This window comes from Bacteriovorax stolpii (assembly GCF_002872415.1).
GTDB lineage: Bacteria > Bdellovibrionota > Bacteriovoracia > Bacteriovoracales > Bacteriovoracaceae > Bacteriovorax > Bacteriovorax stolpii.
The window spans coordinates 1,142,686-1,163,133 of the sequence record NZ_CP025704.1; the positions used below are offsets into that span (position 1 = coordinate 1,142,686).

19 protein-coding genes are annotated in these 20,448 nt (G+C 42.0%); 15 read left to right on the forward strand and 4 right to left on the reverse strand.

All coding sequences use genetic code 11. The features are described 5' to 3' along the window. The first annotated feature begins 3 nt into the window (after positions 1 to 3). Positions 4 to 381 carry a response regulator gene (locus tag C0V70_RS05630; protein ID WP_102242896.1) on the forward strand — a complete coding sequence of 126 codons (378 nt, stop codon included), beginning with the start codon at positions 4 to 6 and terminating at the stop codon, positions 379 to 381. A 130-nt stretch (positions 382 to 511) separates the two neighbouring features. On the opposite strand, the gene grxB is transcribed toward C0V70_RS05630, so the two are convergent. Then, positions 512 to 1,150: a glutaredoxin 2 gene (grxB, locus tag C0V70_RS05635; RefSeq protein WP_102242897.1), complete on the reverse strand. Its 639-nt coding sequence runs from the start codon at positions 1,148 to 1,150 to the stop codon at positions 512 to 514. A 69-nt stretch (positions 1,151 to 1,219) separates the two neighbouring features. Here grxB and C0V70_RS05640 point away from each other — a divergent pair, with 69 nt between their 5' ends. The 4 genes from C0V70_RS05640 (at position 1,220) to C0V70_RS05660 (ending at position 5,106) form a co-directional block, all read left to right on the forward strand. Continuing rightward, positions 1,220 to 2,356, forward strand: a complete 1,137-nt coding sequence (locus C0V70_RS05640; protein ID WP_102242898.1) for a hypothetical protein — start codon at positions 1,220 to 1,222, stop codon at positions 2,354 to 2,356. Between the two features lie 17 nt (positions 2,357 to 2,373). Continuing rightward, positions 2,374 to 3,693, forward strand: coding sequence for an MFS transporter (locus tag C0V70_RS05645; RefSeq protein ID WP_102242899.1), 1,320 nt, complete (start codon positions 2,374 to 2,376; stop codon positions 3,691 to 3,693). A gap of 1 nt (position 3,694) precedes the next feature. Then, positions 3,695 to 4,141 (forward strand): phosphatase domain-containing protein, encoded by a 447-nt coding sequence (locus C0V70_RS05650; protein WP_158649579.1) that lies wholly within the window; start codon positions 3,695 to 3,697, stop codon positions 4,139 to 4,141. A gap of 269 nt (positions 4,142 to 4,410) precedes the next feature. Further along, positions 4,411 to 5,106, forward strand: a complete 696-nt coding sequence (locus C0V70_RS05660; protein ID WP_102242902.1) for a hypothetical protein — start codon at positions 4,411 to 4,413, stop codon at positions 5,104 to 5,106. On the opposite strand, the gene C0V70_RS05665 is transcribed toward C0V70_RS05660, so the two are convergent. After that, a complete protein-coding gene (locus C0V70_RS05665) occupies positions 5,103 to 7,097 on the reverse strand; it encodes a thiamine pyrophosphate-binding protein (protein ID WP_102242903.1) in 1,995 nt (664 codons plus the stop codon). The genes C0V70_RS05660 and C0V70_RS05665 overlap by 4 nt on opposite strands. A gap of 218 nt (positions 7,098 to 7,315) precedes the next feature. Here C0V70_RS05665 and C0V70_RS05670 point away from each other — a divergent pair, with 218 nt between their 5' ends. From C0V70_RS05670 to C0V70_RS05695, 6 genes are all read left to right on the forward strand, one after another. After that, complete coding sequence (locus C0V70_RS05670) at positions 7,316 to 7,570, forward strand: hypothetical protein (RefSeq protein ID WP_102242904.1); 255 nt, start codon at positions 7,316 to 7,318, stop codon at positions 7,568 to 7,570. 25 nt (positions 7,571 to 7,595) lie between these two features. Next, entirely contained in the window at positions 7,596 to 9,035 is a 1,440-nt protein-coding gene (locus C0V70_RS05675) for an aldehyde dehydrogenase family protein (protein WP_102242905.1), read from the forward strand. Between the two features lie 54 nt (positions 9,036 to 9,089). Next, a complete protein-coding gene (gltX, locus tag C0V70_RS05680; RefSeq protein WP_102242906.1) occupies positions 9,090 to 10,526 on the forward strand; it encodes a glutamate--tRNA ligase in 1,437 nt (478 codons plus the stop codon). A gap of 193 nt (positions 10,527 to 10,719) precedes the next feature. After that, on the forward strand, positions 10,720 to 12,180 hold the full coding sequence (locus C0V70_RS05685; protein WP_102242907.1) for a hypothetical protein: 1,461 nt from the start codon (positions 10,720 to 10,722) through the stop codon (positions 12,178 to 12,180). Next, the gene (locus tag C0V70_RS05690) at positions 12,177 to 12,629 is read left to right on the forward strand and encodes a hypothetical protein (protein WP_102242908.1); all 453 of its coding nucleotides are present in this window, start codon (positions 12,177 to 12,179) and stop codon (positions 12,627 to 12,629) included. The genes C0V70_RS05685 and C0V70_RS05690 overlap by 4 nt, the downstream gene beginning before the upstream one ends. A gap of 148 nt (positions 12,630 to 12,777) precedes the next feature. Continuing rightward, a complete protein-coding gene (locus C0V70_RS05695; RefSeq protein ID WP_102242909.1) occupies positions 12,778 to 14,460 on the forward strand; it encodes a c-type cytochrome in 1,683 nt (560 codons plus the stop codon). A 4-nt stretch (positions 14,461 to 14,464) separates the two neighbouring features. Here C0V70_RS05695 and C0V70_RS05700 read toward each other — a convergent pair whose 3' ends face one another. After that, a complete protein-coding gene (locus C0V70_RS05700; protein ID WP_102242910.1) occupies positions 14,465 to 15,031 on the reverse strand; it encodes a 3'-5' exonuclease in 567 nt (188 codons plus the stop codon). 65 nt (positions 15,032 to 15,096) lie between these two features. Between C0V70_RS05700 and C0V70_RS05705 the strand changes: the two genes are divergently transcribed. From C0V70_RS05705 to C0V70_RS05715, 3 genes are read left to right on the forward strand one after another with little or no spacing between them, the layout of a single operon-like run. Further along, positions 15,097 to 15,588, forward strand: a complete 492-nt coding sequence (locus C0V70_RS05705) for a YajQ family cyclic di-GMP-binding protein (protein WP_102242911.1) — start codon at positions 15,097 to 15,099, stop codon at positions 15,586 to 15,588. 1 nt (position 15,589) lies between these two features. Then, positions 15,590 to 16,189, forward strand: coding sequence for a hypothetical protein (locus C0V70_RS05710; protein ID WP_102242912.1), 600 nt, complete (start codon positions 15,590 to 15,592; stop codon positions 16,187 to 16,189). Further along, a complete protein-coding gene (locus C0V70_RS05715; RefSeq protein WP_102242913.1) occupies positions 16,189 to 16,734 on the forward strand; it encodes an NUDIX hydrolase in 546 nt (181 codons plus the stop codon). The genes C0V70_RS05710 and C0V70_RS05715 overlap by 1 nt, the downstream gene beginning before the upstream one ends. On the opposite strand, the gene C0V70_RS05720 is transcribed toward C0V70_RS05715, so the two are convergent. After that, the gene (locus C0V70_RS05720; protein WP_102242914.1) at positions 16,704 to 18,947 is read right to left on the reverse strand and encodes a hypothetical protein; all 2,244 of its coding nucleotides are present in this window, start codon (positions 18,945 to 18,947) and stop codon (positions 16,704 to 16,706) included. The two genes, C0V70_RS05715 and C0V70_RS05720, sit on opposite strands and share 31 nt — an antisense overlap. A gap of 136 nt (positions 18,948 to 19,083) precedes the next feature. Between C0V70_RS05720 and C0V70_RS05725 the strand changes: the two genes are divergently transcribed. Next, positions 19,084 to 20,430: a hypothetical protein gene (locus tag C0V70_RS05725; protein ID WP_102242915.1), complete on the forward strand. Its 1,347-nt coding sequence runs from the start codon at positions 19,084 to 19,086 to the stop codon at positions 20,428 to 20,430. Positions 20,431 to 20,448: the final 18 nt, after the last annotated feature.

A 20,448-nucleotide genomic window follows, 5' to 3' on the forward strand; every position in this document is an offset into this window, starting at 1 on the left:
TTTATGGATAAAGTGAAACCCACTGTTCTGCTTGTAGACGACGATTCTGGCCTCCTGGAAGTCTTTAAAGAAGGTTTGGAAGATTTGTCTTTTAATGTCCTGATCGCTCACAATGGCGTTGAGGCCAAGAAAATCCTCGATCAAAATAAGAAAATTGACTGCCTGATCACCGACATCTCGATGCCGGAGATGAATGGGGCGGAGCTGGTGACTTATCTTCGTGGAGAAGAGAGGGATATCCCGGTCTTTTTCATTACCGGGTACATGGATTACTCGCGCGAAGTTTTAAATTCATTTCACCCAAAAGCGGTGATCTTTAAGCCTTTTGATATTGAAGAGGCGGCGCTGCTTATTAAGAATCATTTTTTAAGAGCTTCGTAGCTACTTCCAAAAGTCTCGTGAGTGCTGATCGAAAAAATGCTCCAGTGGAGCATTTTTACTCATTATGAAAGAGTAATAAAAAGTCTTCATTTTTAAGAGTTCGATCAGCCGTCGAAGGACGGGTCACTAATTATTTCCAAAAGTCTTCGTGATAATTAAAACCAGTCAACTTCTTCACCCTCTGCAAATACTCATGAATCTTCACATCAAATTGATACTCAGGAACCACATACATTCCCCACAAGTGGGCGGCGATCATAATGTCCATAATAGTCAGCTCTGAACTCTTATAAAACGGTTTTAACTCCGTTAAAAGCTCCGTGCCGATTACTGCATTCAATTTATCTACAAACGTCTGTTGATTTTTTACCAGGTCTTTAAAAGGCCCACGTTTCACTTCTTTTTTTGTCTGGAAATAATGGCGGGACTTCTCATCAAACTCCGGGGTCCAAATCCAATAAGGCATGGCCAGGGAGTGAACAGGAGAGCCGATTTTATCCAGAAGCGGGTTTAAAATAGCTTCATTCTTAGTTAGTTCTTCCCACTTTAGTAGATTCTTTGGGTCTTTCAGTTTCAAGATATCTAAGCTTTCATTCATCGCCTGCCCGTCGAACTCCACGATCGGTAGCATCTTTTTTCCCGTGAGTTTCAGAGGAGTCGCCTCATCATCGTAAGGTGTAACGTGAGATTCATAGGTTACATCAAGTAAACCAAATCCCATGCGGACTCGGACACAAAAAGGGCAATGGACGTAGTGGTAAAGTTTCATATTTGTCAGTTCTCTATTAGGTCGGGAATACTTACTAATTTCTCTCCAATATACACCGATAAGTGTCCCATGAAAATAGCACTTTGGTTGACATTTTTTTCTTCAACATCTCTTCTGGCACAGGAGTTTTTACCTCCTTCAGACAAAGACCTGATGGCGGTGAGCTTTAACTTTTTAGAAGAGTCAAAAAGAGTGATGTCCAAAGTCCCGGAAGAAGACTGTGACAAAAAACGCGAGAAAGAAAAAAAGGTCATTGAAAAACCACAAGGGCAGGAAATTTTCTGTCTGTGTGAGCTTAAAGACGGACAAATTAAAGACCCATCGTTACTTGAATCACTGATTGGTGAGTACGATTCTGAATTAACCATCAACACTGGTAACGACAACTTCTTGCATGGGGGCCTTCAGAAAATGGGTGATAAGGCCCGCTCACTTGATGGCGATGACCGTGGAAGAACATTTAACGGTGGTTTGAACTACAGTTTGATTGGAACAGAAGGCGAATTAAAACTTAATCTAGATTCCACCGGTTTTGGAAAATTCAGCAAAGTCGACGGTTATAGAAAAACCCCTGACGGAAAATATTATTTAAACTTCCGCGAAGTCAACACGCTTGATTTGCGCCTGGATAAAAATTTCAAAAAATCAGAGAGTGAAAAATCATACTGGATTGGAGAGTTTAAATTTACCAATGAAACAGACGATGGAAACTTAAGCCGTGGAGTTCAGGAATGGTGGCACTCATTTAACAAAAAACAACTGGGTATGAATGTTATCCAGTACAAATACTTAAACGAAGAGCCTGATAGAAACACTGTGACTATCATGGGTGGTGTAGGAAAAGAATGGATTAAAAATATCGGCAACTGGAAATGCCAGACGCGCCTAGAGGCCAAGATGGGAGCGAGTGTGGATTTTTCCGGGAATATGTCGATGGAGGTGGCAGCGAAGGCCGAAAATAAACTTTCGCACTCATCGCTTCCATGGCTTGCCCTTTCAACCTGGGTTTCTGCTGGCACTGGCGCGATGGGACCCGGAGGCGAAGGTGGAATCATGATCTCCGCTGAAAAAAAATTTAGAAAAGTCACTATCAAGCCTTTTATTGGCATCGAACGTCATAGAACTTCAATGGATAAAAAATTTGGCGAAGTTTCCGGCAAGCCTTATGAGAACTATCACGTTTTAGGCGTGACAATTAAGTATTAATTGATCAACATAGTTTCATGAGAAAAATTTCAAAAGAACTCAATGCGCTTTTTTGGACGCAGCTCTACGGTGCACTTAACGACAACCTTTTTAAAAGTGCCCTGGTCATCCTGATCACTTATAAAAATATCAGCCTTTTTGGAGTCAATTCTGCTTCAATGGTCGCTTTGTGTGGTGGTGTCTTCATTCTTCCATTCTTTTTAGTTTCAGCAACCAGCGGGCAATTAGCTGATCGCCTGGACAAGGTCTGGCTTTCTTACCGTATCAAAGAAGCGGAAGTTGGAATTGCGATTCTTGGGGCCCTGGGACTCATGATGGATAATTACTACATCATGCTATTAGTGCTTTTTTTACTGGGACTGCAATCGACTTTTTTTGGACCAATCAAATACTCACTTATCCCGAATTATGCATCTAAAGAACAATTGATCTTCGCTAATGCCATGGTGAGTTCTGGGACATTTGTGGCCATTTTATTGGGAACCATTATCGGCGGGATCGCAGCAAGCCTTGGAGACAATTACTGGCCTTTAATTGCGGTGCTTTTAATAATTGCTTACCTCGGGCTTTATTATGCGAAAAAACTTCCGCTCTTAAAAGACCCTAATGAGATAAACGATGTAGACCGTCAGATCAAAGTTGACTGGAATTTTTTTACGTCGACAAGAGATATCTTAAAGCTGGTTTTTAAAAATCCAATGACAGCGCTATTGATTGTAGGTCTTTCTTGGTTTTGGTTTATGGGGGCAGGGCTTTTATCACTTCTGCCTTTAGTGGCCAAAGATATTTTTCATGGCAGTGAGGCCGTGGCGACGATGATGCTTTTTACTTTCACCATCGGAATGGGGGTAGGACCTTTTCTTCTGGAGAGAATGACAAGAGGAAGAGTGAGACGTTGGGTAATCCCAATGAGTTTAGTGGCAATGACTCTGGTGATTTTCGATTTATCTTACGTTATTAAAATTGCTTCAAGACAGAGTTTTCTTTTGAGCCTGACTCAAAATATTGGGATCAAAGATTTTTTTGCTCTTAACATGAGTGTGAGAACGATTGTCGATTTATTTCTCCTTTCTCTTTTTGGTGGAATGTTTACTGTTCCTCAGTTTGCGGAACTTCAAAGAGTGACTAAAGACAGCGAGCTTTCGCGAATTGTGGCCGGCAATAACATCATTAATGCTTTGGCCATGGTAACCGTTTCAGTTCTGCTGATGTTATTTCACCAACAGAAATTTTCTCTTTCTCTTATCATGGGAATCCTTGGTGGCCTAAACATTGGTATGTGTATCGCTCTTTTATATTTCTATAAAGAGGAATTTAATAAGTTCTGGAGATTTTAATTTGAGTAAATATAACGCCATCCTGGTTGATTTAGACGGGACTCTTTGCAACGTTGAACACCGAGTTCACCACGTAAAGAGTAAACCAAAAAACTGGAAAGCTTTTAACGAGGCCATGGATCAGGATGAATCTTATTTCTGGTGTATTGAACTGATCGCCGCCATGAAGGCCCGTGGATACAAAGTTTATTTTGTCACAGGAAGAGACGAGAACTTTCGCGCAATGACGGATGCATGGCTTAAGCGTCATAACGTTTTGCATGACGGACTATATATGAGGGCCGTAAACGACTTCCGCGAAGACTCTGATGTCAAAGAAGAGTTGTATAAAAAGGAAATTGAGAGTCACGCTCAGGTATTGTTCGTTGTAGATGACCGAAAAAGCGTGGTCGAGCGCTGGAGAAAGATGGGGCTTACATGTCTGCAATGTGCTCCCGGTGATTTTTAGGAAATCTTAACATTCAATCAAAAAACCTCGTGGTAGAAATGCTAGTCGCTCAAACCATGAAAAAGGATTTTTTGGTTATGAATACATTCTATCAAGTTCCCAACTGGCCCCTTGTCTCTTTTGAAAATGAAGCCTTCATGAGCCTTAAGAAAATGTTAGTGGGTTTTCTCTCATCGCATTTGCTTAAATCACGGCCTTCAATTAACCTATCTTTAGATTATTACGGATTCGATACTCTTTTCATTGAGAATTACTAAGGAAGGTAAAACATGAAACTAACTTCTGTTGTGGCGATCGCCATGCTTATGTCTGTTAGCTGTAAAATGGAACAGTCAAAAACTGATGATAAACCAGATCAGGGAAATCAGCCGATTGTTGTTTCAACTGAAAGAAATTTTACTGACTCTGAAGTTGCGATCGGAAAAAGAATTTGTGCTGCTTTAAAAAATAAGCGCGAGCTTTTTGAAACGATTACAAATATGCAGGAGCAATTCCGCTTTAGAGGGGAGAGCAGAGACTGTGGTCAGGTTAACCCATCAACAATCGTCGAGTTTCCGGCCTCTATTTCAAATACCAGCACAACTGATTTTGAATATGTTTCAACGAGAGTCAATTTCTTTAGAGACGTGATCACTGACCAGTCTGGAGTGATGAAACCTTTTTGTGATGCTTTTGCAAAAAATGGAGCGGTTTCAAATCAAATTGCGAGCGGAAATAATTTTCTACGCTTAAATCTTCTTATCAGCGAAGGCTATGATCGTATTGAAGTGGCAAAACTCAACAAGGATAAATCGCTTGTGAGCACTGAAGCAGTTTCAATCATCACTTCAACGACACAAGCGGGTAAGAAATTTTTTGGAGTGGAAAAAGACCGCATTCGTTACTCTCTATGTTCAAGCGCAACGAATGCAAAACAATTCTCATCAGTTAGACAAATCTGGCTAAGTGCTATAACTCCCTTTTAGTTAAGGGAGTTATAAGCTTTAACGATACCTTCAGCAGATAGATCAAAACGAGCATAAAGCTGGTCTGCTTTATAAGCACTTTGTCCAAACTCTCCGCCAATTCCCAGTGTCTTTGCCTTAAACTCAACACCGTTAGTATGAAGAGCGTGGATGATCATTGAACCCATACCACCAAGAACCTGATGATCTTCAACCGTGATCATCTTGCCTTTTGTTTTAGCAAGAGCAGATTTTAATGTTTCAACATCAACGTGGTTGATGAATGAGTTATTGATAACTGTCGCTTTAACACCTTTTTCTAAAAGTTGTTTCTGAGCAGCTAGTGCTTTTCCAACCATTGGTCCTGCTGCCACGATCGTGACATCAGATCCTTCTGTTAACACTTGAGCTTTGTTCCAGGCGTACTTAGCACCTTCAACGTAGCTTACCGGGTGATTTTCTCTTCCTAAGAAGAAAACAGTTGAGTTTGGAGTTTTTCCAGCTTCACGGTCTTTAGCAAATTGAACCAGGCACTCGTACATTAAACTTTCCGCTTCACTTGAAGAAGAGCAGTTTACAACGTTCATGTGTGGGATTGATGAAAGAGCAGCAAAGTATGTTGTTGCCTGGTGAGAAGCACCGTCAGCAGCATCCTGGAAACCAGTGTGAGAGAATAGAGCGATAACTGGAGCTTGAGAAAGACCGGCCATAATGAATGGAAGGTTCCCTTTTGTGATTCCGAATTGAGCGAATGTATCGACGATTGGAATAAGACCTACTTTAGAAAGACCGATAGCTGATGAAACCATGTTGGCTTCAGCGATACCAACGTCAATGTAGCGGTCAGGGAATTCTTTGTGGAAAGCTTTAATTCCAGTTGAGCTTTGAAGATCAGATGAGATTGAGAAAACTGGAAGGCCTTCTTTCGCCGCACGGATAATCGCGCGGGCAAATCCGTCCTGAACTTTTTCAGTTTTAGCTGCAGGAGCAGAAGCCTCTTTTGGAGCTGGTTTCGATTTTAAGATATCTTCTGCCCAGCTTACGAATTCAGCTGGAGCTTCACCGTTGTAGATTTCTTTAACAAATGCAACGAGTTTGTCGTCGTAAGCAGAAAGAGGGTAGCCGTGACCACCGCTTGCGCTCTCAACAGTTGATTTAACACCGTAACCTTTGATTGTTTTAAAAACGATGGCGACAGGTTTTGCTGGATTTGCTTTTGCCGTTTCAATGGCCGCTTCAATGGCCAGGTAAACTTTTTGTAGGTCGTGACCTTCAGCAACTTTTACAACTTCCCATCCAAGTGGAGCAAGAGCTTCAAATGTAGGGGTCATTGAGAATGAATCAGCATCAATTCTTCCACCAAGTTTAGTGTTATTGTCTGAAACAATCATTACGAATGGATTCATTTTATTTTTAGCGGCAAGACCTGGGATGGCAGCGAATGATTCGCGCGCTTCACCTTCCATTGCTCCACCATCAGAGATTGTACAAATAGTGACGCGGTTATTGCCCACGATTTTATCGGCCATCGCCAGACCTTGTGCCTGTGGAAGACCTGAACCAAGAGGACCGTTAGAAATTAAAACTCCTTGTGGATTCAGGTGAGCTTCACCGTGACCAGTAAGTTTACTTTCAATACTTCTGAATTTTCTTAGACCATCAAAGTTTTGATCATCAAAACCGTAGTTTGCTCTTAGAGCATAGATTCCGTTTTCAGTGTGTCCAGCATCGTTAACGAAGTGGAAACCATCAAACCAGTTTTTTGTTTTATCAGCGAACATAATCGCGTGAGTTGCGGCCATGATTTCAGCAAAAGCAGCAGGTCCACCCCAGTGGCAAGCAGCTCCTCCGATTGTCGCGTGTTGGTTCATCAGTGCTACCAGAGCACGAGTCGCGCGAGGATCAGCAACAGTCACATCCTGACCAGCTTTGTTCTTCACAGTAAGAGCGTATTTTGGAGATTGTTTTGGGTTCATTGCGAGCGATGCTTTAAAGTTGAGCGCTTTAATCATGGGGAAATCTCCTATGGGTTAATTAGATTGGACTAAAATTTGGTAAAGCATAGCAAAAGTTTGTGGCATTTTTTAGGATTATTTTCCTAAAGATTTATTATGCTTAGGGCCTAAAACTAAAGGGAATACTCCGAATATACTCAGTTTCCCCATGTAAGGCCGAAAATCCTTAAGAAAATGGCCTGCTTTGACGATAAAATCTATTGTGAGGTAGAGGTATGTGCGAAATTTGTAAATCGGAAGGCAAAGACTACAGATTCTTAAATGGGACGAAAGACCATATTGTGACTCAGCAGCTCTATAAGGTTTATAAAAACTCAGTTGCCCCTGTGCGTTTATGTTATATCCACTCCATTGAACTTTTCATGATCGGTGAGAAGAGATTCCTCAGAGAGCACCTTTCTTTTGCGCGCGCTCTTGCGACTCGTTCAAAAAAATTATCTTCTGCGGCCGACTCTCCATTTGGCTTTTAGGTCTCAGTGTAGCTAAAATAGCTGCATGGAAAATCGAGACGTTTTACAAGCAAAAAGTTTTATTAACAATGAATGGGTTGGTCACTCAACGACGAATATTTTAGTTGTAAAAAACAAGTTCGACCAAAGCCCTCTGGCCACGGTGTCGTACGCTGATCCGTCTGAAGTTCAGTTCGCTATCGCCAATTCAGTCCAGGCCTTCCAGAGCTATTCTAAAATCAGTGCCGCTGAAAGAAGAGACTACCTGTTAAAGATCAGGGAAGGGCTTTTCCAGGAGCGCGATAAATTTATTAATCTCATCGTTTCTGAGGGTGGAAAACCCGTTAATTACGCCATTCAAGAGGTGGAGAGGTCTCTCTTAATTCTTCAGTCGGCAGCTGATGAGGCCATCCGTGTAGGTGGCGAAGTGGTGCCAATGGATTTTGGTTTAGGTAAAGGTAAATCGGCCTACACTAAAAATTATCCGATTGGACCAATCCTGGCGATTTCTCCTTTTAACTTTCCACTCAATCTGGCCATGCATAAAATTGCTCCGGCCTTAGCTGTTGGGTGCCCAGTGATTTTAAAACCATCACCATATACACCATTAACAGCGCTTGCGCTGGCTTCGTTATGTAAGCGCGTTGGACTTCCGGCCGGCGTTTTAAACGTGGTTGTTTGTCAAAATGAAGAAGCGTCTTTAATGCTAAAAGATGAGCGTTTAAAAATGCTTTCATTTACTGGTTCTGCAGAAGTGGGATGGAAATTAAAGAGCGAAGCTGGAAAGAAAAAAGTTGTCCTTGAATTAGGTGGGAACGCTGCCGTGATCGTCGATCGCACAGCAAATTTAGATGATGCCGCTAAAGCGATTGCCATGGGGGCCTACAACTACGCCGGGCAAGTGTGTATCTCAGTTCAAAGAATCTATGTTGATGCTGGAGTCTTTGATGAGTTTATTGAAAAACTTAAAACTGAAGTTGGTCTTTTAAAAATTGGAAACCCTGCCGAAGAAGGCGTGGTGGTTGGTCCAATGATAGATAGAGTTCACATCGATAGAATCGATAGCTGGATTCAGGAAGCTAAAACGAAAGGTGCTCAGGTAATCTTTGGTGGAAGCGTGCTTGATTTAGAGCACTCGCTTTATTCTCCGACACTTTTAACCAACACAACTGCTGATATGAAGATTGTCGCTGAAGAGGCCTTTGGCCCGGTGGCAATCATTGAAAAAGTTCAGTATTTTGATGAAGTCATCCGCGAAATCAATCGCTCACGATACGGACTTCAAGCAGGATTGTTTACCAATCAGCTCTCGCAAATGAAATACGCCCACGAAAACCTGGAAGTCGGGGCCCTGATAATCAATGGGGTGCCGGGGTTCAGAATCGACACGATGCCTTATGGCGGGGTGAAGGATTCAGGTTTTGGGCGCGAAGGTGTGAAATACGCCATGGCAGAGATGCTTGAACCTCGCCTTCTCGTGTACTAGTCAGAGAGAATCTGCTATATTGGGCTCTCACGTTTTTTGAATTTGGAGAGCCTCATGACTGTTCGCGTACGCTTTGCCCCGTCACCAACTGGATACCTTCACATCGGAGGAGCTAGAACTGCGATGTACAACTACCTTTTTGCTAAAGCAATGGGTGGAAAATATGTTCTTCGTATTGAAGACACTGACACTGAAAGATCAGAAAGAAGATATGAAGAAGCACAGATTGAAGACCTGAAGTGGCTTGATCTGCAACATCACGAAGGACCAGATGTCGGTGGAGACTACGGGCCCTACAGACAATCAGAACGCCTGCACATCTACAAAGAATACACTGACAAACTTCTAAAAGAGAAAAAAGCTTATCGCTGTTTTTGTTCTGAAGAACTTCTTGAAGAAAAGAAAAAGATCGCAGAAGAAAAAGGTCTTCCTCCACATTACGATGGAACGTGCAGACATTTATCTGATGCTGAAGTGGCCGATAAAATGGCGAAGGGAATTCCTTCAGTCGTTCGTTGTATCACTCCGAAAAAAGCTTACACGTTCACGGATAAAGTGCGTGGAGAAGTGACATTCCCGGAAGACATGGTAGGGGACTTCGTTATTGTTCGCGCTAACGATATTCCAGTTTATAACTTTGCGGTTGTTATCGACGATATGACGATGAAAATCTCTCACGTTATCCGCGCTGAAGAGCACTTAAACAACACTCTTCGCCAGCTGATTCTCTATGAAGCCTACAACGCCGCTCCTCCGACGTTCTGTCACGTATCCCTTCTTATCGGTCAAGACCGCCAGAAGCTTTCAAAACGTCATGGGGCCACTTCGGTAAGACTTTACCAGGAGCAAAATTATCTTCCATCAGCGATGCTGAACTACCTTCTACAATTAGGTTGGTCGCACCCTGAGGAAAAAGATATTTTCGATATTCACACTCTGGGAACGATGTTCAACTTAGACCGCTTCACTAAATCTGCTGCGATTTATGACATCGTAAAACTTAACCACATCAATGGTGAGCACCTAAGACTTCTTCCGACAGAAAAACTTATTTCTGAAGTGGAGAGAATTCTTCCTGCTGATCACCCATTCCATAAAATGGATGCTGAGTGGAAAGCTCGTTGTGTGACTTTAAGTAAAGAAAAAATGAACTTCTATAGCGATATCATTCCTCTTCTAAAACTTTACTTTGACTGTGAAGTTTCAACTGAAGCGGATTATGTTGAAGCAAGAAGCTGGGAGACGACTCCACAAATCCAGGCCTACTTAAAAGGCGAAATCGAAAAAGCAAAAGCTTCTGGTAAAAAATTTGTTACTGAAGCTGAATATAATGAATGGAGTAACCACGTTAAGGGCGAGCTTAAAATTAAAGGCAAGCAGCTTTTCATGGGAATTAGGGCCGTTTTAACTCTTCAGGCCCATGGGTCTGATTTGAAGTTTATTGTTCCTCTGACTCCGATTGAAGTTTTAGAAAAAAGAATCAATATGTAACTTACTTAAGGGCTTCTTCGGAAGCCCTTTTTTTTGGGGCTGTTTTTAGGTCTTTTTATTGGCATAGGGACGGGAAGGATTTGGCTGAAACATACAGTGAATACGGAACGTTATGAACCCAACTACTTTTGTAGCAGGTCTGTAAAGGAAAGACCCCCTATTATAGAGTAGTTAATAAAAAAGGATTATCGAGATGAAAATAAACATCACCCTACTGATGCTTGTTTCTTTAAGTGCATTGATGGAGGCCAAGGCCGCTTCTGTTCTTTTGTATTCTCCGGGAAAAATTCATTCGACAAAAAAAGGGACGTCTTCATCGACTTCAACTAAAGAGAGCACGACAAAGGCCTCGACGTCAGCGAGTTCCACAGCTTCAGCTTCCAGCTCTTCTTCATCGGTTGACCCGGGGATCATGAGTCAGATTGAAAAAGATTTTAACAATGCTTTAAATGGTGCGGTTGTTCCTGAGCTTGGAGATTCGATGAGCTGGGCCGGGGGAACTTTAACGAGGACAAAAAAAGGTGAACTTCGTTATGTGAATACGAACAATGGTTATTATGAAGCCACTTTAAAATCGACAGCTGATATTCCTAAGCTTGCCAGAGAAAATAGTGACATCAACAATACCTGGATTGCCCATTATGGTGTTGATATCGGAAACCTCACGAATGACAATGCTAAAAACCAGCAAGATGCCTATAGAACATCTATCAGTCATGTTGCCACCCATGGTTTGCAGGCCCAATACAACAAGGATAATCCGTGGAAGTTTGATAAAGGAATTGCCGCCTATAATGAGAATGGCAAAACCATTTTTACTCTAAATGGAAAAGTTGTGAGTATGAATGAATTGCAAAACAGCAACGAGTATAAGGCCCTGACGGGTGCAAACGTAGTCTACGATGAAAAAACAAGTGCACCTCAAACGCAAAAGGCAGCAACCGCTGCAACTCCCACCAATAGTGTCGGCAACATGGATTATATTAAAAGTGTTACCAATAGCTCTATTGAGATGTTGATTGAGGCATCAAAAAAGTATAAAGCGGGAGCTCTTTCTAAAGACCAGTATATCGAAGTGGCGCTTCAGGTAGGAGCGATGGCCGACTACAATAACAAGGTGGATAATGCAACGAAGGCCAATGGTAATACTTCAGCAAGCGCGCCGGCAGCGGCGGCCGATAAAAGTAGCGAGAAAGGCTGGTCTGAAAAAACTTTTGGTTTCAGCGATTCTGAACAAAAAATATGTTCACAAAATCCTCAGTTTGCTATTTGCAGACCTCAGGCCGAAAGACTTCAATACTTAAAAGATCAGGTCGCGAAGGCCCAAAAACCAATCTCCCTTAATTTCATCGCTTCTTTTGGGCCAGGCTTTGAAGGCTCTGAACAAGTTTTTGCGGATTGGACGAACACTTCTAAAACTTTTGTCGTCAGTTGTGATGAAGGGATGAACTCTTACGGTTTATTTTCTGGAGAAAAAGGAAAAACCGGACCGTGGAAGGCCGGCAGTAACCGCAAGTTCTACGACACTAGTGGAAACTATATAGGTGAAGGTGGTGCCTTAATTACTGTGACTCAATACGTGGATAAGGCCACTGGTGCACCGATGGTTGAGCCGAATGTCTTTTATCCGGCGGTAGGATATTGCCAGAAATGAAAACATTTATTCTTTTAATAAGTTTTTACATCATAGAGACGCCTGCCATGGAGCCAGGAAAATCCGGGCCATGGCAGAGTGTCTGCATTACTTATCCAGATGGAAAAGGTGCGTGCTATTTTGATGTTTCAAAAGAAACCGTGGCCCAGTTAAAAAAACAAGAGAGTGAAATGTTTCAGGCAAAAATAAAAGAGGCCGAAGAAAACGCGAAGGCCTTGGAGGCAGTTCAAAAATTTAAACAGGCCCAAGAAGATGAATACATCAAACAAGCTTCAGAAAGTGCGATGAATATGCTGGCCGAAGCGACAGCCAAATACAAAGCGGGGCAGATCACCAAAGAGCAATTCCTTGAGATTTCTCTGCAGGCCGGGCAAATGGCCTCTTATAAGAACCAAGGGCGTTGCCTCAACATGGGGCTCACCGGCACAGGCTGTACCCCGAAAAATTAAGGTTAAAACAGGTCATTTGGTAACCAAAATCAGCCTTTTTCGCTCACATTCCTTACAATTCCTCATCTGTAGGCGTTTTCCCTTGTAGGATCGTTTACGCCGCGATTAAATTTTCCCATTATTTTTTTAAGCATAAGAGGGGATCGCAATGCTTACTTTAATCATGGGACTTGCTTTAAGTGTACTTAACCCAGTTCACGCTTCCGTGAATCCTGACTGGTCGTCTGAGGCCATCCTGATTCCTGGCGAAGACCGCGCTAACATCTATCAGGTTTCTCCTGAAGAGTTAGAGCTGCTTAAAATGAACGGCTATAAGCACGCGATGAAATACCCGGTGACTGTCACTGGACTTTTAATCCCATACCGTCCGTTGATTAATGTTCTAAGTTCAGACAATAAAAATCCAGTTAAAGAAATCATTCTGGCCATCACGAAGTCGTATGCTGGTTTTAAATCAGAAGCAGAATTCTATGAATGGCTAGGTCTTTCAAAGTTTAACCCGATTACAGCAACAGGAATCTACAAGATGCCTCGTCCAGAAGGACAACCTGAAGCTCTTTATGTGGGAGCGGGGATTATTAAAAACGAAAACGGTGAAGGTTTGACCTTCAGCTGTTTTGCCTGCCACTCGACCAGTCTGTTTGGAACAACGGTTATGGGTCTGACGAATAAACGTCCGCACTCAAATAAACTTTTCCATATGGCCCGCCAGGTAGTTCCTAAAATCCCAAATGCTATTTTTAAAGCGAGCTCAAAAGCAACTGATGGTGAGCTGGCGATGTTTGCTCGTACAAAAAAGAATATTCTTTCAGTTGATAGTGTTGTCCCGCAAGTTCACGGTCTGGATACATCACTTCCGCATACAGCTTTAAGTTTGGCCAGAAGAAACAATGATGAGTACGCGACGAAAAATCCGATCTTGGAAAGATTCCCACGCGACAATGAGTTAAACACATTCGTTGCTGATTCTAAACCAATGCCGTGGTGGAACCTAAAATACAAAACCAGATGGCTTTCAGACGGGTCAGTTGTGAGCGGTAACCCGATCTTTACAAACTTCCTATGGAATGAATTGGGAAGAGGAACTGATTTACAAGAGCTAGAAAAGTGGATGCAGGATAACGGCAAAACAATTCAAGAAGTCACTGCGGCCGCTTTTGCTACAGAAGCTCCTCGTTACACAGATTTTTTCCCGGCGAGCTCAATTGATTTAGAAAGAGCAAAACGTGGAGAAAAACTCTTCAACCAAGCATGTATGAAGTGTCACGGAGAGTACCAGAAGGCATGGAATGCAGATAATGCCAGCGAGCTTTCTTCAGTTGATCTTTTAGTGACAACAAAAGTGATCTATCACGACAAGACTCCAGTTAAAGATGTAGGGACAGACCCTAACCGTTACCAGGCCATGAAGTATTTCTCTGATGCTTTAAATAACCTGGCGATCTCAAAATGGATGAAGACGACAGTCGAGCCGCAAGTGGGATACGTACCACCACCGCTAGTAGGGATCTGGGCGAGATACCCATACTTCCACAACAACTCGGTTCCAACTCTGTGTGCGGTTTTAAGTAAAGAAGAAGAGCGTCCTAGAACGTTCGTTCTTGGGCCGGCCGTCAATAAGGCGACTGATTTCGATCAAGACTGTGTAGGTTACCCGACGGGAAATAAGATCCCAAAAGAGTGGCTCAAAGACACAGACGCGACAATTGATACGAAGAAGCCGGGTCTAAGAAACATCGGACACACAAAAATGTTCCTTGATGAAGCTGGACGCGAAAAATTCACAGTGGATCAAAAGAAAGACATCATCCATTTCTTAAAGACGTTGTAAAAAATTAAGAGTGGGGATTAAGCGTTTCGTAAAGCTTGCGGCCGATCCATGCATCGGTCGCGGCATACTGAAGCTGATCAGGTTTTAAGTCGTGGGCTTCCCAGTTAGAAAGTTTCGCCTTTTTGCTCAAAGTGAGATTCAGGATTTCTTCCGTCATTCCCTTTAAACCAAAGTTCTTCATATTTCTTTCTTTAGCGATCTCTGAGAGCTCTACGAACCCATGAGGCGTGAAGTGGAAAAGCTTTTGAAGGGCCTTAATATCATCTCTAATGGCCACTCCGGCCTTCACCACGTGCTTGTCTTCAAAGATGATCTTGATTAAAGAAAAATCTTTTAGGAAATGCAGGCGAAAAAGCACAGCGACATCATCGCTAGCGAGCTGAAGTAGAGACACGTTGTAGAATTCACCTTTTTTAAATGCCGGCTTGGTTTCTGTGTCAAAGCCAATTAGGAGCTGGTCTTTGAGTAAATCTATGGCAGGGGCGATCTGTTCATCCTTAGTGACTGTGATGATCTGGCCTTTAAATTGGGCGCGGTCGAAATTTGGAGCGGAGTCTAATTTATCATTCATTGTAAAATTACCTAACTATTTGTACCATCATCTGGGTAAAAGTCTAAGCACAAAATGGAGTAACCATGCCTTCTTTCGACCTAGTTTCTAAAACAGATATGATGGAAATGAAAAATGCCGTCCAAATGGCCCAAAAAGAAATTGGGGCCCGCTACGATTTTAAAGGCAGTAACATCACCCTGGAGTTAAAGGACACGATTATCGAGCTAAAGGCTGAAGATGATTACAAAATGAGGGCCGCTCTTGATATTTTAAGAAGCCAATTGGTAAAGCGCAACATTGGTCAAAGATGTATCGATCCTGAGAAGATTGAGCCGACTGGAAACAGGATGCTTAAGCAGGTCATCAAGATTAAAAACGGCATTGAAAAAGAAAAAGCTAAAGAGATCAATAAAATTATCAAAGACTCGGGACTCAAGGTCTCTTCAAGCATCATGGACGACAAAATCAGGATCACTGGTAAAAAAATCGATGATCTTCAGGGAGCGTTTCATTTGCTTCGCACTCACAAAGAAGTGGATATCGAACTGCAAATGGAAAACATGAAGAGAGACTAGTGTGGACAAATTCAAAAAGGCGATTCCTTATCTTTTGGTGCTGCTGTTTTTAGGCTGGGCTTCGTACAAGTTTTTTATCGAAAGAAAGCCTGAGGCTGAACCTAAGATGACCTTAGATTGGGATCAGCTCGATGCCACGTCGGGGTCAAAAGCAGAAGAGTCGCCGGTCACTTTAAAAAAAGAAGCGCCACCAGAAGATAAACCCGAAAAAGTCCGCGAGTACACTTCACTTTCAAAGAGTGAAGAAGATAAGTTCCAGGCCTTTGATGAGATGGAAAAAAAATGGCTTTTGGAAGTTAAAACGGTTATCGGCGATCAGTTCTATGCTCAATACTTAGAAATGCGCGAGCGAAACGAAAAAGAAAAAATGGAAGCGTACAAAGAGTACCACGATTACCTTCGCCGCAAGCACGGTGATAATTTCAAATACAATATCTCAGAAGATCAAAGTATTCGCGAAAAGAAAATCAACCAGGATTACTTAAAAAAACTTTTAGAGCTTATTGGTGAAACAAAGTTTCAGGCCTATATCAAGGCCCGCGATAAGATCAATGAAGAGAATCGCAGAGCTGGTAAAGAGTTCATTCAAGTGGAGTTCTAGTGAAAATCACCAAGTGGAAAACAGTAAGTTCTGAAGTCGCATTAAAAGCTAATATCTTTCGTTATGTGAAAGTTAAAAGTGAGTCACCGACAACCGGAAAGGTGGGGGACTTTGACATTATTCAATGTTTAAACTGGGTGAACATTATTGCGGTCACTAAAGATAAAAAAGTTGTGCTTATTAAACAATACCGACACGGGACTGATCAGGTCACGGTTGAAATCCCAGGTGGAGCTGTTCATTTTAACGAAGATGTTTTCCTGGCCGCTCAAAGAGAGCTGCGTGAAGAGACGGGTTATTCTTCTTCAAACTGGAAGCATATCGGACGCGTAGACGCCAATCCGGCCTTTATGAACAACTACTGTGACACTTACCTTGCCCTGGATGCAGAGAAGACTCACGACCAGGAATTTGACCCGTTTGAAGAGATCGAAGTTTACCTTCGAGACCTAAAGGACATCCCCCAACTGGTTGGGTCAGGGGAGATTTCTCATTCTTTAGTTGTGGCCGCTTTTTATTTTTTAACTGCTGCTGGAGAGGCCTGATTGACCATGTAGTAAAGCAGCTTTCCGATGTTTAGGCGCTTGGCCTCGATTTTATCCATGAATGTATCGCGACAGAAGTCACTTTGAACGCACGAATTAAAGATTCCGAATTGAGCATCCGTCACCCAAGTTCCTGTTTTAGGAACTTCCATTTTTGAGGCCATATAAAGGAAAACACCTTTTGCATACTTCTCTTGCTCAGGCTTAAGGCCTGCAAGCGTGATAATAGAAGCACGGTATGTGAAGAAGGCCTCAGATAATTCTTTATAGTCGATGATGTTATCAGAGTTTTTATCAAATCTAATAAAAGTCGTTTCGATGTTTAACATCGCCCCGATAACTAGAGTTGTGTCACGACGGTTGACTGGAACACCCGGAGCATTGTTGTCACGGGCAAAACCTTCAACTCCCTTTAGGTAGTCCATGGTTTCTTTTTTGCTCGCTGTCGCATAGTAATTTGCCAGGCGAGGAAGAGACTTTTTATAACCAAGTTTATTTAAAACAAGATCGTAGAAATTTTCATTAAAACAGCTCGTTTCAAAGACCGGGTCTTCTGCATTGATGCCAGGATCACAAAGACCTGTCAGGTTTTCACTATGTTTTCCTGAAACTTCAACCGCAGTTAAAAGCATTCCGATATATTCAGTAGCTTCGTTGATATTGATGGCCTGGTCACCATTAGATTGTTGTTGGAATAAGTCAGCTAGCAACACAGCGTTGCGTGAGAATGTCTGGAAGTTAGGCGACCACAGTTTAAATTCCTGAAGAAGCGGTTTAGAGTCCAGAAGGAATTTTGAAAACTCATCCATTGAAAGCTGCATTTGCTTATTAGCATCTGTGTGCCCGTAAGCTTTTAAAAGCTTCCAGCTTAACCATTTCGCAATATTTACTTCAATGAAGCCAGACTTGTTTCTTAGGATTTGAGTGTCGTAAAAAGCACTTCCCGTCGAGTCCCTGAAGTAACGGAAGCTGAAAACGGTATCAGCGAAGCTGGTGTAAAGTTGTTCTAAACGAGGCTTATTCGTGAAGACATCGTATTCAGGAAGTTGTTTAAACTTAAATTCTTTCGGGTCAACTGGCCCTGGTTTACTCAGGATGTGGTTGTTGACGGCATCGTCATAAGTCACATGGTTGAAATACACTTTCTCAAAAAAGTCGTGAACCATGATTAAGACAGTGTCTAAATCTTTAAGGGTGATAGAGTCTGGTTTCCCCCCAATAAAGCGCGCTTTAAGCGCTTCAATACTTGGTTTAAAGGACTCTACGTCGTAGTTCTTTAAAAGCTTTTCAGCGAGTTTTACCACCTGCTCTGAGTTTAAAAGCTCAAAGTCATCCTGGTTGAATTTGATTGAGTGGTAAAGGTTTCTTACTGTCAGAAGGTAGAAGCGCATTTCGTCTGCTTCTGATTTAAAATTCTCTGACTTGCAGTAATAGACATCAAAGATAAGACCCATGATGCGTGGTAGTTTGGTAATAAGGTCTTTTAACTCATCAGTCGTGATGACTTCTTCATCCCCACCAACGATGACCTTTTTTAGGAAAATAAAAGAGTCGATACTTTCATTATCAATTTGTCCGTCGCCAATCTTCTTACTCATGTCGAGGATGAACTCGCGCATGTTTAGTTTTTTGGCCATTCCCGGAGACTTATCGATAACACCTACAGCAGCAGCGGCAAAACGCTCTGTTGATTCTTTAAATCTTTGACGAAGTTCCCAGAACTTCAGCTGGTTTTTATCTTCATCCATCGTTTTGATGATGTTTGTAAGAACCACGGCTTCCTGGTTAACTTGAACCAGAAGTTCAAAAAGAGGAGAGATGTTAGTGTGTGAAATGCGGTCAGCTTCATCTTTTAAAAGCAGCATGTTTAATTGGAAAATTAAACTTAGCCCTTTAATGATTGAATCACTTTGTCCTTCAAAAAATCTTTTAACGAAAATCCCTAGTTCGGCCTCTGTAACAGTTCCAGGGTGTTTAGCGCGTACATATTTTGTGAATTGAATGAAGTTTTCTTGTAAGCATTTGATTTGTTCTTTTTGATCTGCTTTAAAAATTTCGCCTAGTTTTGAGACATCGATTTTACAAGTCTGTAATTCGTCTGTCTTATACACGTCCACGTTTTCAACCGGTTTGTCGGAAACGTATCCGCAACTAGTGACGGCAAGGCACAAGGCGATCACTAGATGATTCAAGAGCTGCTTAAGTTTTTCCATAATAAACAGTTTAAAGATTGAATAGATAATGTCAAAATGGAATCTCCATAAATGAGTGTTTTTTACAGTGTTTTGAGTCTAGAACGCGTCAAGATTCTGTTAAACAAAAGACAGGCCAAAGGGCCTGGGAGAGCATGTGTTTTTTAGTAAGTATTTTTTACATAGTTTCTTGTTTTTAACGCTTTCTTCATTGGGAAATACCTCTCTTTCGGCCGCTACAGCAGAGCTGACTTATGAGAAATATATCCGCCTCAATAAACCAGTAAACCGCAGCGACACAGGGGAGTGGTTGGGACTTTCATTTGAGACTGCGCCCCCTGAAAAGAAACTCGATACCTTCTTGATGGGTGACCTAAGATTCTATTTTCAGGACAATAATTCGTTTAACTACTCACTTCAGGAAGCCTACGCGGTCTATCAAAACGATGACTATAAGATCACCATCGGAAGAAAGATCCTCGACTGGAATACCAATGAAAAATATTGGAGTTTGGGTTATCTAAACGCCCTGCAATCTTTCACGCTTCTCAGCACAGAAGAGGAAGGAGTGACGGGACTTATTTTCACCAAGAGATATGGGAACTTTGAATTTGATATTTTAGGTTCGTATCTCTTTATCCCACAAATTAACCCCTCGATCGATTTTAAAAACGGAGAGGTGAAAAGTCACAGTGAATGGATGAGACTTCCTCCGAAAAAGACGGTAGTTAGTGGACTTGAAGTTCCCATTTATTATTCAATCTCTGATTACCAGATTGAAAAAATTGTCTTCAATAAATCACTCGGCGCCAATGTTCGTTATCACTGGTCAAATGGGGGAGCTTCGGCCTTTGCCATTTATAAACCAGAAAATAAACTACGTGTGAACGCCAGTGCTTATTACGACAACTTAAATACCGGCAAAGTTATTGTTACGGCCGACCCGACTGTTAATCACCACGCTTATTATGGCGTGCAGTTGTTTCAGTCTTTCGGTGATATTAAAGCGCGTGGAGGTTTTAGTTACGTTGACCCGAACGCTAAATTCGGTAAAGACTTCCTGATTGATATTTCAAATGCCAGAAAGACTTTCAAGTCCGACTACTTCAACATCAATCCTCGTTATGACAAAGAAGCTTACGCTCACATGAGTTTAAATTACGACAAACAAAAAAATTATAAACTCACTCTGAATTATATCCATCTTTTGTCAGACAACATCCGCGGTAACGATGACTTCTTTAGTGATACCGTAAAATGGAAGAGTACTTTTGGTGGCGGTTTTCAGTATTTCTTTAACGACTCCTTCGATATTGCTTTTGATTTAAAATACGACATCGAAAGAAAAGACAATATCGTAAAAGGTGAAATCACCTATAACTACGTTAACAAAATCCGTCTGGCATTAGGGCTTGAAGTCCTAAAGGCACCGGATAAAAACTCGTACTGGAGTTACTACCGCACTTCTGACACACTTTATAGTACGCTGGGCTTCATATTTTAAAGTCAGCTGGCCAACCCC

Bases quoted from the DNA above. Each gene is read 5' to 3' on its own strand.
- C0V70_RS05630 (WP_102242896.1), top strand. From the start codon at position 4: ATGGATAAAGTGAAACCCACTGTTCTGCTTGTAGACGACGATTCTGGC.
- grxB (WP_102242897.1), bottom strand. From the start codon at position 1,150: ATGAAACTTTACCACTACGTCCATTGCCCTTTTTGTGTCCGAGTCCGC.
- C0V70_RS05640 (WP_102242898.1), top strand. From the start codon at position 1,220: ATGAAAATAGCACTTTGGTTGACATTTTTTTCTTCAACATCTCTTCTG.
- C0V70_RS05645 (WP_102242899.1), top strand. From the start codon at position 2,374: ATGAGAAAAATTTCAAAAGAACTCAATGCGCTTTTTTGGACGCAGCTC.
- C0V70_RS05660 (WP_102242902.1), top strand. From the start codon at position 4,411: ATGAAACTAACTTCTGTTGTGGCGATCGCCATGCTTATGTCTGTTAGC.
- C0V70_RS05665 (WP_102242903.1), bottom strand. From the start codon at position 7,097: ATGATTAAAGCGCTCAACTTTAAAGCATCGCTCGCAATGAACCCAAAA.
- C0V70_RS05670 (WP_102242904.1), top strand. From the start codon at position 7,316: ATGTGCGAAATTTGTAAATCGGAAGGCAAAGACTACAGATTCTTAAAT.
- C0V70_RS05675 (WP_102242905.1), top strand. From the start codon at position 7,596: ATGGAAAATCGAGACGTTTTACAAGCAAAAAGTTTTATTAACAATGAA.
- gltX (WP_102242906.1), top strand. From the start codon at position 9,090: ATGACTGTTCGCGTACGCTTTGCCCCGTCACCAACTGGATACCTTCAC.
- C0V70_RS05685 (WP_102242907.1), top strand. From the start codon at position 10,720: ATGAAAATAAACATCACCCTACTGATGCTTGTTTCTTTAAGTGCATTG.
- C0V70_RS05690 (WP_102242908.1), top strand. From the start codon at position 12,177: ATGAAAACATTTATTCTTTTAATAAGTTTTTACATCATAGAGACGCCT.
- C0V70_RS05695 (WP_102242909.1), top strand. From the start codon at position 12,778: ATGCTTACTTTAATCATGGGACTTGCTTTAAGTGTACTTAACCCAGTT.
- C0V70_RS05700 (WP_102242910.1), bottom strand. From the start codon at position 15,031: ATGAATGATAAATTAGACTCCGCTCCAAATTTCGACCGCGCCCAATTT.
- C0V70_RS05705 (WP_102242911.1), top strand. From the start codon at position 15,097: ATGCCTTCTTTCGACCTAGTTTCTAAAACAGATATGATGGAAATGAAA.
- C0V70_RS05720 (WP_102242914.1), bottom strand. From the start codon at position 18,947: ATGGAAAAACTTAAGCAGCTCTTGAATCATCTAGTGATCGCCTTGTGC.